The following is a 15394-nucleotide window of genomic DNA, read 5'->3' on the forward strand; positions in this document are numbered from 1 at the left end:
CTCACCTCTCCTTCACATTCATGCCTTCTACCATCCGGCAAATCAAGCGGTGTAAAGGGACCGCAATACCAGCGCTATCCGCCATTGCCACAATACTCCCATTGATCCAGCGTATTTCCGTATCCCTGGACGCTAGAACATCAGCGAGCATAGACGAGATGTTACCTGAAGTTGCCCGGCAAACCTCAAGTATCCCCTCCCACGCATGAGTATCAACCTTGATACCGCAGGCATCATATACGCAGGTTGCCTCCAGATACAGTTCTTTCATTAACTGTATCCGCTCCCCGGAGGCGGTCAACTCGCCATTCTGAATGCGCCAGATCGCTGTAAGCGGGTTAATCACAGCATTGAATAGCAGCTTCCGGTAAATCATGGTATCCACTTCTTTCGACACCAATGCCCTGAATCCTGCTGCTGTGAGAGCATGTGTCAAACTAATTGCCGCGGTGTCATCCTCCTCTAAGGTGTCTTTTGGAACATTTGAGGTTTTGTTTCCTCGCTTCCCTATAAATGTTTCCCCATACCCCGTATGACTAATCTCTGTTAATGTCTTCCTCTTGGCCGCTTCAGTAGTCACTGCAGCCCAGACTGAAGCCTCCGGCAAAAGCTCCTGAAGAAGTTCAAGATGTCCATTACCGTTCTGAAAGCAAACCACATGGAGTCTAATATGCCGAAGAGGCGCCAGAGTCTCTGGTAGCGTAGCGTGAAACGCATTCTGCTTGAGCATAATGGCTATCCATTCACCCGGTTGCCGGAGGATCGTTTCTGAGAACCTGCTTATTGGTCCTGCTTGAAAGCTTGTGCCCGGAAAGTGCTGGCTAGCCTTCCCGTCTTCGTAACTTATGGTTATTCCAGACCGGGTTAACTCCCCCGCTTGTTCCTCGCTCCGGCACCACACTCTAACTTCTGCGCCAGAGAGAATCAGCTTTCCGGCAAGCAGAAGACCGAGTGAGCCTGCACCGATAATATCCATTTTCATGCCGACACCCGCCATCTTGTACACATTTTTCCTCATTATATCCTTTCTCCAGTAAAAGAAAAACAGTCACTATCTATACAAAAAACCCGCAAATGCTGGCGGTAAGCCGCTGCATGCGGGATTTGAAGAAGCATAATTCGTTTATTCAATCCGTTCCAAATTACCGTTGGCATCCATTTTGAATCTTGTCTTCATTTCCTCTTCTTCTTCATTAAGAAAAGCAAGTCGCCGCGCCCGGTCCATGATCTGAATTAACGCTTTGTAATCATCATTGACTACGCGATAGTCACTTTGGGCCAGATTGACCTCTTTGGACAATCTTTCATTTTCCACCCTCAGCTCAGTTAATTCATCTTCTTTCTCGCGCAAATCCCTCTCAAGCATTTTCAACTGGCGGCCGGCTTCCTGAAAACTGCCCTTCCACTGTCTTAAGAAGCGGATAACAGCGTCAATGGACAAAGTGTTCTCGCCTAGTCCCTCGCTGCGGCTGTACTCCTCTTCCATGTTTCCGAGAATAAGCCCCGCTACCTGTGCGCCTCTAGCGGAGGGCTGCTTTTTCAAATAGCTCCGCTTTTGGCGTTGGCTCTTGGCAATTCCAATTGCATCTTCATAGCTCTTGCGAACACAGCTGTTCCAGCGAAATCCGCATGCCGCCGAGGTTCTGCCGATTTTTTCACCCACCTCTTCAAAAGCAGCAAGCTGTGTGCTGCCTTCCCGGATATGACGCAGCGTTATTTCGGCCAATATCAAATCATCTTCCACGCTCCAAGCATCCTGTCTAACGGCTGTCATAAAGCCTAACCCTCCTAACAACATCATGAAATAACCATCTTCATAACCGGCAGCTCCGCCGGATAGTGAATAGGATAAAAGCTGCTTACTCCATTTCTATGCCTCTATTAGAGTTCATAGAATCTATTTGATACTAAATTGTATTTCCATTTTGGCTAAACCTCATACTTGCTATGCTATAAATTCTCTACTTTCAAAATAAAACGCCGTGTCTATAACAAAAATCATAATAATTCCAAAAAAACAGCTTTTTTTTAATGAATTCGTTTACACCATTTATTCCAGCCGTTATAATATAGCTACAAAGAAGAAATTGCCGGATACATACAGGAGGGGGATGTTCTCTTGGACCGCATGTTTCGTGTCTTGGGTTTTTTTACGCTTGTTATTGGACTCATGGCTTTTGCCGGGAATTTAACGGAGATGGCTCTGCTGTTCTTTCTGCAAACCGCTTTTTTCGTGATCCTCGGATATATGAAGTTTACAGAAAAAGTCTATATTCTGCTTTTTTGGGGATATATGATTCTGACATTTACCGGCTTCAGTTACTGGACGATCTTCGAAATGGGTCTGCCGCTGTAAGTTTTTCTAAGTTTATAGAAACGGAGGCTATTCCTTCTTCTGAGGAGCGCTTCCGTTTTTTTGTGCATTCATAGTAGGTCTTGGAAAGAAAAGAGGGTATGATATTTTAGCAGGGCTAATCATATTATTAGTACATACATATTCTGATCTCTTTTAAGGTGGTGGAGTGGTGCGATCCTGCAATAATCGAAGCCGTTATACTTGTGTTCTTCTCATCCTTCTCTGCTTTACTGTGCTGCCGCTGACGCCCCCAGACTTTTTAAGTGCAGATCCGGGTACGAGTCTATCCTCTAGCTCTCCTCCTGTCATGCCTGATAATGAGGTCACCCGCAAGCTGCTGGAACAGACGTTATCCTCGGCAGAAATTGAGCAGGAGATATCACGGATCACCACTGAGCAACAGGCTCTTGAGGAAAAAACATCGCTACTGGAAAAAAGGGCAGCTTCTCAGCAAAGTGCAATTCAGAATCAGCGGGAGCAGGCTGGCGCTATCATACGTTCTTATTATATGGGAGAGAGAGATGGACTCCTGACTGCAGTACTTTCGGCTAAAAGCATCGGCAGATTACTGGCCTTGTATGATTATTATGAAATCATTATTGGAAGAGACCGAGACATTCTGTCGCAATATGAGGTGGATTATAAAAAGTTAAAAGCAACGCTTTCCGCGGCACAGCGCAGTTCAGAAGAGCTTGCGACGCTCAAAACAGCTTTGGTGCAGCAGAAGGATCGGATCGAGGCATTACATGAAGATATTAATAAAGGCATTCAGTCCAGCAGTGATCCGGCCAGCATGAGCGCCTTATTGGAGGAATTCACGAAATATTGGGAAAACATTGGGGTTCACGAAGTCAAAACCTATTTCAAAGCTTTGTCCTCTGCCATGAAGCATCTGCCAGAGTTCGTTCAGAGTCATGATGGGCTCATGACCCGTAAAGGTATGATCTACAATTTGGCTCTAAAGGAAGAGGATCTAAATGAATTCCTCTTGTCGCAGAATGAATTGTTCAAGGATTTTGCCTTCCATTTCAATGATAATGAAATAACGGCTTCCGGTAAAAGTGGCAGATTATCACTGACGCTGACCGGCCATTACACCATTCAGGAGGAACCGGTCAACGGATTGATATTCCATGTCGATCATGTATTATTTAATGGCCTTGAGTTGCCCGATACTACGCGCAAGACTTTGGAGGAAGAATTTGACCTGGGTTTCTATCCGGAAAAAATCGTCTCTTTTCTCCGTGCAACTGAAGTGAGCAGCCGGGACGGTGTGCTACATGTGAAGCTCTCCCTCTCATTCTGAGGCCTGTGCGGCCGCGGCTGCATATCCCGCCGGATCAAGCTTTCCTGTCAGCAGTTGTGTTACTGCCAGCGACAATGCTGTCCAACCGCCTGTTGATTCACTCTCAAGTTTTGTTTCGTCTGCAAGCAGCAGCCGGGTGTCAAAAGGAAGCTTCACGCTCTCCGGCAACCCTGTACGGTATAGCTCATCGAGTGCAGGGAGCCGCCCCGTATTCTCCAGCCAATCGAGCTGTTCTGTGCTGGATGTGACATAGGACAGCCAATTGACAGCTGCCTCCGGATTACCGGATTGTGCGGGGAGTGCGAAGAAGCGGCTGTAGATCGCCTCATACCCTGACCCGCTACTGGCGGTAAGCGGCGCTTCAGCGGACAGTGTAGAGTTCCCGTGCTTCTGCCATTCCGAGAGCGGAAGCGCAGCAACTGCAAGCTTACCATCCTGAAGCATATCCCAGAGGTCTGTGTTCGTACGGCTGGTGAGAAAGAAATAATTGCCTGCATATTGTGTCCATTCCAGCAGAGCTGGACTGATCGATTCCAGGTTTCCGCCCATGCTCTCCAGAACTGCCGAATAGCCGTAGGGGTTACGCGTATCCATTGCCAGCAGGTAGCGTTGCTTATTTGGCTGTTCACGAATTACTTTAAGCAGCTCATTCCACTGCTCCAGACTTCTGGGCAACCCTGTAATTCCCAGTTCCGCGAGCCGCTTCGGCGAATATACAAGTACGTAGGGGTCAATATCAAGGGGAACTCCCCAATCGTAACCATTCCATTGCATTTGCGGAATCAGGGTGGTCAGCGGTGCACTTCCCGGAACACTCTGGTAAATATCTACCGGCAGCAAATAGCCTTGTGTCGCCAAGTCCGTGATGCTGCGGCCGTCGGTCATAATAATATCCGGACTCCGGCCAATCGTCAGATCCTGCTGCAGAATCTCATCAGCTTCAGCGCTGTCAACATTGCTTAAGATTACCCGGGTACCGCTCGACAAGCTATAGTTATTGCTGATCCGTTCCAGTTCATTAAATTCCTCTTTGCTCATGGACACCCGGATGCTCAAGCTTTCAACATTGTCTTTATCGCCAGATTCGGAATGCTCTGATGGGTTAAGCGGCTGCTTCAGCGGATAGGTATCATCACTGGTGTCCAGCTCCATGCTGGGGGACAGGCTTGTCAGCGATAGCAATAATATAGCAAACAACAGCCAGTAGTTTCTCCTTCTCAGCACGATTCATTCTCCTCCCGCCTATAACTCGTCCCCCCTATTTTACCAGATGATTCTCCGCTTGTCTGCGGGTTTGAAAACGTTCTCTTTCTATTATATAGGTGTGAACGGCGAGGACCAAAACTTTGCGGCATTTGGTCATTCCGAGAAAGATTTGGACTTCCGATCGCTGTTATCCTCAGATTTCCTGATTTGAATTACCGCCGCTGCGGTAGAAATTCGAGGATAAAGGCGAACGCTGCCGCTTCTCCAGTTCCAAACTTCCTCTCCATTCTTTGCCACAAAAAAATTTATCCCCCGCCGTTCCTTTGGGGGGGGCAATGACAAACAGCCGGAAATGATCTCCCGGCTGTTTGCTGTAAATTGCAGCCCTGCTGCGGCTGGACTGATGAATGAGAACTAATTAGGCAGGAATAGCTCGAAACATCAAAGAAGGTCGGCAGCCAACTGGGCCAGGTGTGAACGCTCGCCCTTTTCAAGGGTAATATGTCCGCTGATCCCCTGTTGCTTGAACTTCTCCACGATATAGCTGAGTCCGTTGCTTGCAGCATCCAGATAAGGATGATCAATCTGCTCGGGGTCACCCATAAGGATGACTTTACTGCCTTCTCCCGCTCGGGAGACGATGGTCTTCACTTCGTGGCGGGATAAGTTTTGTGCCTCATCAATGATAATGAATTGAGACGGGATCGAACGTCCGCGAATATAGGTGAGGGCCTCCACTTGAATACTGCCGAGACCCATCAAAATTTTATCGATATCACCGGACTTCTTTGTATCGAACAAAAATTCCAGATTATCATAAATCGGCTGCATCCATGGACGCAGCTTTTCGTCTTTCTCGCCGGGAAGGTACCCGATATCCTTACCCATTGGCACCACCGGACGGGCAATCAGCAGCTTCTTGTACTTATGCTCATCTTCTACTTTGAACAGTCCGGCAGCCAGAGCCAGTAACGTTTTCCCTGTTCCCGCTTTACCGGTGATAGTGACTAACGGGATATCGTCATTGAGCAGCAGCTCCAGTGCCATCCGTTGTTGAGCATTGCGCGCACTGATTCCCCATACCGCATCATTTCCTAGATAAAGCGGCTCCAGACGGGACGCATCGCTGTTGACTTTAAGCAGAGCCGATTTGCCGGTGCCAATCTCATCCTTTAAAATAACAAATTCATGCGGGTACAACGGATAAGACAAGGATAATTGTTTGATAGACAAGGAACGGTGGCTGTAATATTCATCGATAAGCGAAGGATGGACCATCAGCGATTGATAGCCGGAATACAGCTCATTCAGATCACCCGTACGGTCGGATAAATAATCCTCCGGTGTTATGCCAAGCACATCCGCCTTGATGCGGACGAGCACATCTTTACTCACGAGCACCACAGGACTTGGTTCAGCCTTTTCATTCTCCTCATGGAGATAATTAAGCGCGACAGCCAATATCCGGTTATCATTGGAGACTTCACCGAACATTTCTTGTACTTTTACGAAGCTGCGGTGGTTAAGCTCTACCTTCAGCGTGCCTCCATGCTCCAGTACCACACCGCTATGCAAGTGGCCGAGTTCACGAAGTCCGTCTAATAAGCGCGACACGGTGCGGGCGTTGCGGCCGATTTCATCGGCATTGCGCTTCTTGGAGTCGATTTCTTCCAGGACTACTGCCGGAATGACAACTTCATGCTCCTTGAAAGCAAAAATCGAATTGGGGTCGTGCAAAAGCACGTTGGTGTCTAGTACAAATATCTTTTTCATGTTATCCCCTCCACAGCGCCTGGTTTGATTGGTCATACATAACTCTATTCAGCGAGGGTAAGCTAAGGTAAAGACCTGATCTTTCGCTGAAAGGAGTACGCATATGAGAAAATCAATGTGTCTGTTGCTGGTACTGCTGCTGCTGACAAGCTGCGGTATCGCTAATAAAGAGTCATCACCCTCTCCTCAGGATAAACAATCGGCAAAATCATTAAGCAGCCAGGGGAACCAGGGAGTGCAAAATTTATCGGGTGAAGGAGCCACTGCCGCCCCCATACCTTATTCACAGCCCGGACAACCTTCTGACGGCAGAGGTGAAAGTGATGTTGTACTCAAAGACCATTTTGAGCGGCTTGCCAAAAGAGTTCCCGGTGTAAAAGGCGCTCACTGCGTCGTTATGAACAATGTCGCTGTTGTCGGTATTGATGTTGATGGATCTCTTACCCGGTCCCGAGTCGGAAGCATTAAATATTCTGTGGCAGAAGCCATCCGCAAGGACCCTAGAAGCAAGGATCCAAGAAGTGTAAAAGCATTCGTCACCGCTGACATGGATATATCCAGCAGACTTGCCGAAATGGGCAAACACATCAGCAAGGGACATCCGGTGTCTGGTTTCGCCTCTGAGATGGCAGACATTATCGGACGTATTATCCCGCAGCTTCCGAAAGATACCAAGCCCAAAGGCAATCAATAGAAGCTGTCTTGGTTCAAAGAATTGGACAAAAAAAGCCTAGTGACTTGATCACTGGGCTTTTTGCATGGCGGCAAACACCTGTCCGTCCAGCTTATCAGCCGCACGCGCATCGTATACCTTCGCATATTTTGGTGCGGATTCCAATTGTGCGCCATAGAAAAGCGCATTGCGAACCGCTTCAATTTCAACATCAAAACAGCACATCTTGAACGGAACATCGGACAGCGGATCCTGCCTGACGGAAGCACGACCGTTAATAGCATGAACGGTACCCTCGCCAAAGACCGTGATGGTGACCATCGGATTTACCTTCATGTTGTTCACAAGTCTGGAACGGTGGTCGACAGCCAGACGCACAATAGAAGGGCTAACTGCATAGATCCAGGAAATCGCGGTGGACGTTGGTCCGCCAGTTTCCGCATCCACAGTGTTCAGTAGAACAAAAGTTTCCGACTGCAGCATGGTAAGCAATGTTTCATTTAGCTGTGCAACGGCTTCGGACATAAGTACAGGCCCCCTATGCAGCTTGGATGCATTCAATTTATTATATTATAGCACATGCCCGAACTTGCATTCAATTTTGAGATGTTGGTGCAATGCCGGCAATGCGGTCTTGAAGACTTTTCTTGGCTGCGTCCAGCTCTTCATCGTTAATATATACATACGGGCTGCGCCACGTTCCGGTTACCGGTTTGAATTCAATGTTCTCCTTGGAAATCTTCCAATAGGTAGTAATCATATTCTTGATCTGTTCATTCTCAATATCAGTCTTCATATTGTCATCCACAGCGTCGAGCACCTTTCCGATCTTCAGAACACCGCCCAGTGACTGCATCTGTCCAACCAATGAATGCAGAACTTCGTTCTGGCGTTTGTTGCGGTCAAAATCATCTGAAGCCTTGGTCTTTGGGCTGCAGTTCGACTTGCGGTAGCGCACGTAATCGAGCGCATCATCGCCGTTCAGCTTTGCCGGCCCCTTCTTCAGGTCGATATCCGTACCATCTACACTATCCGTGTAACACATATTTTCACTAATATTGACATCCACTCCGTCCAGCTCATCCACAACATCACGGAAGCCCTGGAAATCAAGGACGGTCACATAATCCACATCAACATCAAGGTATTTGCCCATCATGGTCTTCATCTCATCTTCAGCAAGAATACCTGAGGTCTTCTCCTTGCTTTTGAACCGGGCATAAAATTCATTAATCTTGGTCTTCTTGTACCCGCTAAGCTCCACATAAGTATCCCGGGGAAGCGAGACTACTGTAGCGGACTGTGTTTTGGGGTTAAGCGACACGACCATAATCACATCGGTCAGATTGGAAGGATGCTTCGGCCGATTGTCTGTCCCCAGCAGCAGCATTGTGATGGGCTTCTCTGAGGCGGAATGTCCCGCCTTTACTGGCTGGTCTACACCGAAGCTGCCTTGGTCAAACTTCCAATACAGAAAGCCGCCATATCCCAGAACAGCGAGAATGACAATGATTAGAATAACCAAAAGCATTCTTCCCATCCTCGCCAATGCTCCGCGTTTCTTAACATTTTTCTTTGGCACGGGTCTAACCGTGCTGTTCGGCTGCGGTCTGCCGCTTCTCTGATTCCCGCTCGATCTTGGAGGCAAACTGCCTTTATTTGTACTCATAATGGAATAAGGTCCTTTTCATATCAACTGGTATTCGATTGCTCACTCTTTCAATTAGACGAATTCAAGCGGCAAAAGTTGCGATTACTGTCGTTTGCCCGCTGCTGCCGCCTTACGTCTCTGCCGGGCCTCAACCATGTAGCGGACCCGCACAAGCAGCATAAGCCCTACAGCCACCAGCAGGCACTGGATAATGGGCAGCTTGTCGTGCTGGAAGATGAGCAACATGCCCGAGCCCACCGCCATCATCAGGTATAACACAATTTCCTTGCCGATTGGCAGCTTCTGATTCACGCGGAAAACGCGGTTGTACACATAAGTCAGTAAAATAAAGATGACAATGTAAGCGACAATAGGATGCTCAGCGAACCAGATCTGCAAAGCTCGTCACTCCCTCCGGGAATAAGTTCGCTTACATTATAACATTCAACACGCTTTTATACCGCAAGAATCCTAAGAATTTGAGGGAATTAAAATCGGCTTATTTAAATCAAAAACCGCCGGAATGATCCGGCGGCTTAAATGAAGAACGGAATGCTGTACTGTGGCAGAGCAAACAACCATTCGTTCAGAACAACTTAGGCTTGGCTGGCTTGCGCCGCTTTGCGCTGTTTTTCCACACGTTCGCGTTCGCCCTTATTCAGGATCTTTTTGCGCAAACGGACAGATTTTGGTGTGATTTCGCAATATTCATCATCGTTCAGGTACTCAAGCGCACCTTCCAGTGAGAACAGGCGAGGGGTCTTCATCTTCACCGTTTCATCCTTCGTTGCCGAACGAACGTTGGTCAACTGCTTTTCTTTGCAGATGTTAACGATGATATCGTTATCGCGGGTATGCTCCCCTACGATCATGCCTTCATAAATTTCAGTACCTGGTTCCAGGAAGAGAATACCACGGTCCTCAACGCCCATCATGCCGTAAAGAGTAGTGTTTCCAGTCTCACTGGATACAAGTACCCCTTGATGACGTCCGCCAACCTGGCCGCCAATCAGTGGAGCGTAGCTGTCAAAGGCATGGTTCATTACACCATAGCCGCGTGTCAGCGTCAGGAAGTACGTATTATAGCCGATCAATCCGCGTGCAGGAATCAGGAATTCCAGACGAACCTGTCCGGTACCGTGATTGATCATGTTGACCATTTCCGCTTTGCGAGTACCCAGACTCTCCATAACGGCTCCCATACTTTCTTCAGGAATATCAATCATCAGACGCTCAAGCGGCTCCATTTTGGCACCGTCGATTTCCTTGACAATAACCTCAGGTTTGGATACCTGCATTTCATAACCTTCACGACGCATATTCTCAATCAGGATCCCCAGGTGAAGCTCACCGCGTCCGGAAACGATAAATGCATCCGGGCTGTCAGTTTCCATCACGCGCAAACTCACATCGGTTTCAAGCTCTTTGAAGAGCCGCTCACGCAGCTTACGGGAAGTCACCCATTTACCTTCTCTACCCGCAAAAGGACTGTTGTTCACGAGGAACGTCATTTGCATGGTTGGTTCATCAATCTTCAGGACAGGCAGCGCTTCAGGGTTCGCCGGATCGGCAATCGTCTCACCGATGTTAATATCCTTGATACCGGCAATGGCCACGATGTCGCCAGCGCCCGCTTCTTCTGTTTCTACACGCTTAAGACCCTGGAAGCCGAACAGCTTCTCGATACGGGCTGTTTTGCTCTTGCCGTCACGCATGATGACAGTAACGGATTGGCCTTGCTTAATTATGCCACGGTTCACGCGTCCGATAGCAATACGTCCCAGATATTCATTGTAGTCCATCAATGTTACAAGGAACTGCAGTGGTTCTTCAATTTTTTCAGTTGGAGCCGGGATATGCTGGGTAATGGTTTCGTACAGTGCAAGCATCGTTTCATCCTGCTTCTCAGGATCCATGCTGGACGTACCGTTAATTGCGGAAGCATAAACAACCGGGAACTCCAATTGGTCGTCACTGGCTTCAAGCTCAATAAACAGATCCAGGACTTCATCAATAACTTCCTTCGGACGTGCAGCCGGACGGTCAATCTTGTTCACGACAACGATAGGTGTCAGGTGCTGCTCCAACGCCTTACGCAGAACGAATTTCGTTTGCGGCATGCAGCCTTCATACGCATCGACAACCAGTAGTACACCGTCAACCATCTTCATGATGCGTTCTACTTCACCGCCGAAGTCGGCGTGTCCAGGGGTATCTACGATGTTGATCAGGAACTCTTTATAGGTAATTGCTGTATTTTTGGCTAGGATGGTAATTCCGCGTTCCCGCTCCAGATCGTTCGAGTCCATGGCCCGTTCTTGCAGGTGCTCGTGAGCGCTGAAAATTCCTGATTGCTGCAGAAGCTGATCGACGAGTGTTGTTTTGCCATGGTCAACGTGGGCAATGATCGCAATATTGCGGATATCTTTTCTTGAATGCATGATTTGTATCCAAATCCTCTCATTTATCAAATTAAAAATGTTTAAATTTATAGCTTGTCGCGGCAGTCTCACAAAAGAAGCGCCAGGCAGAAAGCCGACGCTTCAACATATCCTTAATATTATAGTGAAAGTACTATGAAAAGCAAGTCTTTTTATGAAAAAACGGTTTCCAACTCCGTTTAATTTTGCTAAAGTTGCATTCGGGCAATTTCCCCGTTCCTTCTTTGATCTAGTTTCGCGGAATATAGCTGTTTTACCAGCCTCCGTTCCACTTTTTACGGCCCCCCGGTTTGCCCCGTCCAAAGATCAGCCAGGCACCTGCTGCAATCAGAATAGCTCCGAGCAAATAGAGTGCTCCCGTTCCCAGCATGCTGAAGATCAACAGTACAAGACTGAGCAGTCCCAGAAGGACAGCTGTAGTCGTAAGTCCGCCGTTTCGTCCCGGTGAATAGAGCGAATACTCATACAGTCCGACAGCAATGCCTAGCAGCAGCAACGGCCACAGATGAGACATCAGTCCCCAGCCCCAGGTATTGCAGAAACCCAGCAGCAAACCGTATACGGTCAATATCCCAGCGGGCAGCAGCACGGATGCGGGAGCCCGGCGGCTGAAGAAAAGCACATGCAGGAACAGGCCGGGAACCAGAATCACGAGTGGCCACAGAGCACGCCCGAGAAAGCCGAACACCCCCAGCTTTCCGAACAGTATCACTATGCCGGCAACGAATATAAATATACCCAGTTTCGCGTCATTTTTGGAAGACATTTTCCACCCGTCCCTTCAAGACTTCATGTCTCTTCACTCAGACCCGCCACTGCGACACACAAGCATGTGACAGGATTCCCTTTATATTTTATCTGAAAAATAAATAAAACACCATCATTCTTCTTGTTATTGGTTCCCATGCTAAGAAGAAACGACTTCACCGTCCTCTGAAAGAGGCTTGCAGCCGTTTCTCCAAAAAATATAAGGATAATTTATAGCGTGAAACATATAAATTCTTATATTTCAAAAAGACCGGGCCAAAGCTGTTGTACAGCTCTGACTCAGCCTAGGGATCCTTTTCAGAGTTCTACTTTACCGATAAGGTGCCGCGCTTGAACAAGCCCGATACCACCACAATGATTCCGAGCAGCAGCGGCAGCATCGAGTGGATCGACGGCAGCAGGAAGGAAATCACCGCACCAAATTTGGCATCCTGAAGCAGCATATCTCCCGCCGTATATGCAAGAATATATGCCCCAATGTAGATTAGTACTGGGAAACGATGCAGCCAGCCCACAATGATTCCGCTGCCCCAGACTACAATCGGAATGCTTAAAGCGATACCGATCACAATCAGCGCAAGATCCCCCTTCGCCACGCCTGCAATGGCCAGCACATTGTCCAGACTCATAATAAAGTCAGCGAGCAGAATGGTGCGGACGGATTTCCATATGGTAGAGCTCTCTTCTACCCGGACATCCTCTTCCTCCTCCAGCAGCAGCTTGAACGCGATCCACAGCAGCAATATCCCCCCGCCGGCCTCGATATAAGGAATCTTCAGCAGCAGTACTGCGGCAAACGTCAGCAGGCAACGCAGCACAACTGCACCGGCAGCCCCCCACCAAACCGCCAGCTTGCGGTGCTGCTCCGGCAAATTTTTGCTGGCCATTGCGATAACCATTGCATTATCTCCGCTCAGCACGAGATTGATCATCAGTATTTCACCAAGCAGCAATAAAGAATCCATTTGACTTCAGCCTCCCCGAACTGCATGTATTTACATGTATGTCCAAGCCGGGCAAGCTATGCTTCTTGGGCAGGCTTTTTTGCAAGGTACGAATGTCCGGGGTTTTTATAGCGTATACAACACTATACGGTTCAGGGCAACTTCCAAAATGCATACACATACTCAGGATGAACGTTTTGTACGAAGCTGATCCAAAAAGTAATTCTAACAAAACACTAGGAGTGACACGCTCTTGAACACATCCGTTTGGGATTTCATTTTGCCGCTGCTCAATATTATCTTTCTGGATCTGATTCTGGCCGGTGACAATGCCATAGTCATTGGTCTCGCTGCACGGAATTTACAGGGAAAAACACAGAAAAAAGCGATCTTGCTGGGTACAGGCGGAGCTGTAGCACTACGGATTATCGCCACTATTCTGGTAGTTTGGCTGCTTAAGATTCCCTGGCTGCTGCTGTTCGGGGGTCTTCTGCTCATTCTGATTGCTTATAAGCTGCTGACCGGAGATAACGGGGGGCCCAATATTCAGGCCGGGGGGACACTTTGGTCGGCGGTCCGGACGATCATTATTGCGGATGCTGCCATGGGTCTGGACAATATGATCGCCATCGCGGGGGCTGCCAATCATAATATAGTGCTGGTTGTGCTGGGATTGCTGATCAGTGTTCCAATTGTCGTCTGGGGCAGCACCCTATTCATTAAGCTGATGGGGCGCTATCCCTGGATCATTTATATCGGCGCTGCCGTACTTGGACTGACGGCCTCAAGCATGATTACCGAAGAGCAGCGGATCGGTCCATTTGTTGAGGAGCATCCGCTGCTGCGTGTTCTTTTTATTCTGCTGGTGATTACAGGGATCCTAGCAGCCGGACACTGGAAGCGAGTTCGGGATCACCGGAAATCTGTACATGGCGGACCGGCTGTCTAAGGAATTCCCAACCCGTCACAGGATAACACCGAATGAATAAAGGAGTGCACCATTGACCATAAGGTCTGGTAGCACTCCTTCTTTTAGACTAGAACCATTCCTCTTGAAGCCCAGCCTCCGCCGGGACCATATCCCTTGGCTTTTCATCCCCGTAAGGAGTAATGGTGACGGTCTCTGTGCCGGTGACTGCGGCATCCAGGAGGCTACTATAACCCGGAAGGGTAGCTTCAATTTTATCCACGATCCGCAGGTTAGGATTAGTCGTCGGCGATTTGGGGACAAACAGTGTGCAGCAATCCTCGTAGGGGAGGATAGAGAGTTCATAGGTACCAATGGTTTTGGAAATGTCCACAATTTCGCTCTTGTCCATCATCACGAGAGGACGCAGCAACGGAAGCGGGGTCGCACGGCCGATTACATTCATGCTGGAAAGCGTCTGGCTGGCAACTTGTCCGAGGCTTTCTCCTGTAACGAGAGCCAGTGCCCCCTCCTGCTCAGCCAAACGCGATGCAATCTTCAGCATGGCCCTACGCATCAACGTAACGATTAGATTATCCTGTCCGATACCGGTAAAAGAGGTCTGCACCTCCGTAAATGGAACAAGATGCAGCTTAATGACACCCGCATATCTTGACAGCACCCGCGTCAGATCTACGACTTTTTGCCTGGCTAGCTCGCTGGTATAGGGAAAGCTGTAGAAATGGACACATTCGATTTCGAGTCCCCGACGCATGGAGGACCAGCCGGCGACAGGACTGTCAATACCGCCAGACAGCAGCAGCATGGCTTTGCCATTGGTGCCCAGAGGGAAGCCTCCCACACAGGCAATATTTTCACAGAAAATAAACGTATGGCCTTCCCGGATTTCAATTCTCAGCTCCATCTGCGGTGACTTCACATCCACAAGCAGACCCGGATAGCCTTGTAGCAGCGGTGTTGAAATAAGCTTATTCATTTCTATTGAACCATAAGGGAATTCCTTCCACACCCGCCGTGCATTCACCTTAAAGGTCGTGCCGGCTGGTGGAGCTGTAATCTGCAAAAAGGTCCGGCTGACGGATAATATATCCTCAAATTCCGATTGTGAAACTTTGACTGGACTGATGGAAGCAATACCAAAAACGTTGCGCAGCACAGCGATCAGTTCCTCTGCAGGTTCTCCGTTCAACTGAACGTAAATGCGTCCGAATTCCTTGCTTAAACTGACCTTGGGAAAGGGTTTGACCATCTCCTGCACATGGCGTAACACTGTTTTCTCAAACCGCGAGCGGTTTTTCCCTTTTAAAGTAAACTCTCCGAACCGCAGCATCAACATATCCGCATACTC

At 48.5% G+C, this 15394-nt stretch carries 15 protein-coding genes; 4 read left to right on the top strand and 11 right to left on the bottom strand.

Translation table 11 applies throughout. The annotated features are described in order from the left end of the window. Nucleotide 1: 1 nt before the first annotated feature. Nucleotides 2-1018, bottom strand: coding sequence for a ketopantoate reductase family protein (locus tag A3842_RS26405; RefSeq protein ID WP_074103284.1), 1017 nt, complete (start codon nt 1016-1018; stop codon nt 2-4). A 105-nt stretch (nt 1019-1123) separates the two neighbouring features. After that, nucleotides 1124-1774 carry an RsfA family transcriptional regulator gene (locus A3842_RS26410; RefSeq protein ID WP_074085668.1) on the bottom strand — a complete coding sequence of 217 codons (651 nt, stop codon included), beginning with the start codon at nt 1772-1774 and terminating at the stop codon, nt 1124-1126. 345 nt (nt 1775-2119) lie between these two features. Between A3842_RS26410 and A3842_RS26415 the strand changes: the two genes are divergently transcribed. Both A3842_RS26415 and A3842_RS26420 read left to right on the top strand, forming a co-directional pair. Further along, complete coding sequence (locus A3842_RS26415; RefSeq protein WP_074085669.1) at nt 2120-2356, top strand: DUF2626 family protein; 237 nt, start codon at nt 2120-2122, stop codon at nt 2354-2356. Nucleotides 2357-2663: 307 nt separating this feature from the next. Beyond that, nucleotides 2664-3662: a coiled-coil domain-containing protein gene (locus tag A3842_RS26420; RefSeq protein WP_256701876.1), complete on the top strand. Its 999-nt coding sequence runs from the start codon at nt 2664-2666 to the stop codon at nt 3660-3662. Here A3842_RS26420 and A3842_RS26425 read toward each other — a convergent pair. Together A3842_RS26425 and A3842_RS26430 are read right to left on the bottom strand one after the other, a co-directional pair. After that, a complete protein-coding gene (locus A3842_RS26425; protein WP_074103286.1) occupies nt 3654-4886 on the bottom strand; it encodes an extracellular solute-binding protein in 1233 nt (410 codons plus the stop codon). The genes A3842_RS26420 and A3842_RS26425 overlap by 9 nt on opposite strands. A gap of 423 nt (nt 4887-5309) precedes the next feature. Continuing rightward, entirely contained in the window at nt 5310-6641 is a 1332-nt protein-coding gene (locus A3842_RS26430) for a PhoH family protein (RefSeq protein WP_074085672.1), read from the bottom strand. A 103-nt stretch (nt 6642-6744) separates the two neighbouring features. Between A3842_RS26430 and A3842_RS26435 the strand changes: the two genes are divergently transcribed. Beyond that, nucleotides 6745-7335, top strand: a complete 591-nt coding sequence (locus tag A3842_RS26435) for a YhcN/YlaJ family sporulation lipoprotein (RefSeq protein ID WP_074085673.1) — start codon at nt 6745-6747, stop codon at nt 7333-7335. 48 nt (nt 7336-7383) lie between these two features. Here the strand turns inward: A3842_RS26435 and A3842_RS26440 are convergent, their stop codons facing one another. From A3842_RS26440 to A3842_RS26465, 6 genes are all read right to left on the bottom strand, one after another. After that, nucleotides 7384-7839, bottom strand: a complete 456-nt coding sequence (locus A3842_RS26440) for a pyridoxamine 5'-phosphate oxidase family protein (protein WP_074085674.1) — start codon at nt 7837-7839, stop codon at nt 7384-7386. Between the two features lie 70 nt (nt 7840-7909). After that, nucleotides 7910-8983: an LCP family protein gene (locus tag A3842_RS26445; RefSeq protein ID WP_074103287.1), complete on the bottom strand. Its 1074-nt coding sequence runs from the start codon at nt 8981-8983 to the stop codon at nt 7910-7912. A gap of 84 nt (nt 8984-9067) precedes the next feature. Beyond that, on the bottom strand, nt 9068-9364 hold the full coding sequence (locus A3842_RS26450; protein ID WP_074085676.1) for a YlaH-like family protein: 297 nt from the start codon (nt 9362-9364) through the stop codon (nt 9068-9070). Nucleotides 9365-9561: 197 nt separating this feature from the next. After that, a complete protein-coding gene (typA, locus tag A3842_RS26455; RefSeq protein WP_074085677.1) occupies nt 9562-11406 on the bottom strand; it encodes a translational GTPase TypA in 1845 nt (614 codons plus the stop codon). A gap of 253 nt (nt 11407-11659) precedes the next feature. After that, nucleotides 11660-12172, bottom strand: coding sequence for a hypothetical protein (locus tag A3842_RS26460; protein ID WP_074085678.1), 513 nt, complete (start codon nt 12170-12172; stop codon nt 11660-11662). A 307-nt stretch (nt 12173-12479) separates the two neighbouring features. Continuing rightward, complete coding sequence (locus tag A3842_RS26465; RefSeq protein ID WP_074085679.1) at nt 12480-13139, bottom strand: TerC family protein; 660 nt, start codon at nt 13137-13139, stop codon at nt 12480-12482. A 232-nt stretch (nt 13140-13371) separates the two neighbouring features. Here A3842_RS26465 and A3842_RS26470 point away from each other — a divergent pair, with 232 nt between their 5' ends. Beyond that, nucleotides 13372-14067 carry a TerC family protein gene (locus tag A3842_RS26470; RefSeq protein ID WP_074103288.1) on the top strand — a complete coding sequence of 232 codons (696 nt, stop codon included), beginning with the start codon at nt 13372-13374 and terminating at the stop codon, nt 14065-14067. Between the two features lie 88 nt (nt 14068-14155). Here A3842_RS26470 and thiI read toward each other — a convergent pair whose 3' ends face one another. Beyond that, nucleotides 14156-15382 carry a tRNA uracil 4-sulfurtransferase ThiI gene (gene thiI / locus A3842_RS26475; protein ID WP_074103320.1) on the bottom strand — a complete coding sequence of 409 codons (1227 nt, stop codon included), beginning with the start codon at nt 15380-15382 and terminating at the stop codon, nt 14156-14158. Nucleotides 15383-15394: the final 12 nt, after the last annotated feature.

This window comes from Paenibacillus sp. P3E (assembly GCF_001909045.1).
GTDB classification, from domain to species: Bacteria; Bacillota; Bacilli; order Paenibacillales; family Paenibacillaceae; genus Paenibacillus_AQ; species Paenibacillus_AQ helianthi.

What these genes read in the sequence shown, in the direction of transcription:
- A3842_RS26405 (WP_074103284.1), bottom strand. Translation starts at nt 1,018, where the DNA reads ATGAGGAAAAATGTGTACAAGATGGCGGGTGTCGGCATGAAAATGGAT.
- A3842_RS26410 (WP_074085668.1), bottom strand. Translation starts at nt 1,774, where the DNA reads ATGACAGCCGTTAGACAGGATGCTTGGAGCGTGGAAGATGATTTGATA.
- A3842_RS26420 (WP_256701876.1), top strand. Translation starts at nt 2,664, where the DNA reads ATGCCTGATAATGAGGTCACCCGCAAGCTGCTGGAACAGACGTTATCC.
- A3842_RS26430 (WP_074085672.1), bottom strand. Translation starts at nt 6,641, where the DNA reads ATGAAAAAGATATTTGTACTAGACACCAACGTGCTTTTGCACGACCCC.
- A3842_RS26435 (WP_074085673.1), top strand. Translation starts at nt 6,745, where the DNA reads ATGAGAAAATCAATGTGTCTGTTGCTGGTACTGCTGCTGCTGACAAGC.
- A3842_RS26440 (WP_074085674.1), bottom strand. Translation starts at nt 7,839, where the DNA reads ATGTCCGAAGCCGTTGCACAGCTAAATGAAACATTGCTTACCATGCTG.
- A3842_RS26445 (WP_074103287.1), bottom strand. Translation starts at nt 8,983, where the DNA reads ATGAGTACAAATAAAGGCAGTTTGCCTCCAAGATCGAGCGGGAATCAG.
- typA (WP_074085677.1), bottom strand. Translation starts at nt 11,406, where the DNA reads ATGCATTCAAGAAAAGATATCCGCAATATTGCGATCATTGCCCACGTT.
- A3842_RS26460 (WP_074085678.1), bottom strand. Translation starts at nt 12,172, where the DNA reads ATGTCTTCCAAAAATGACGCGAAACTGGGTATATTTATATTCGTTGCC.
- A3842_RS26465 (WP_074085679.1), bottom strand. Translation starts at nt 13,139, where the DNA reads ATGGATTCTTTATTGCTGCTTGGTGAAATACTGATGATCAATCTCGTG.
- thiI (WP_074103320.1), bottom strand. Translation starts at nt 15,382, where the DNA reads ATGTTGATGCTGCGGTTCGGAGAGTTTACTTTAAAAGGGAAAAACCGC.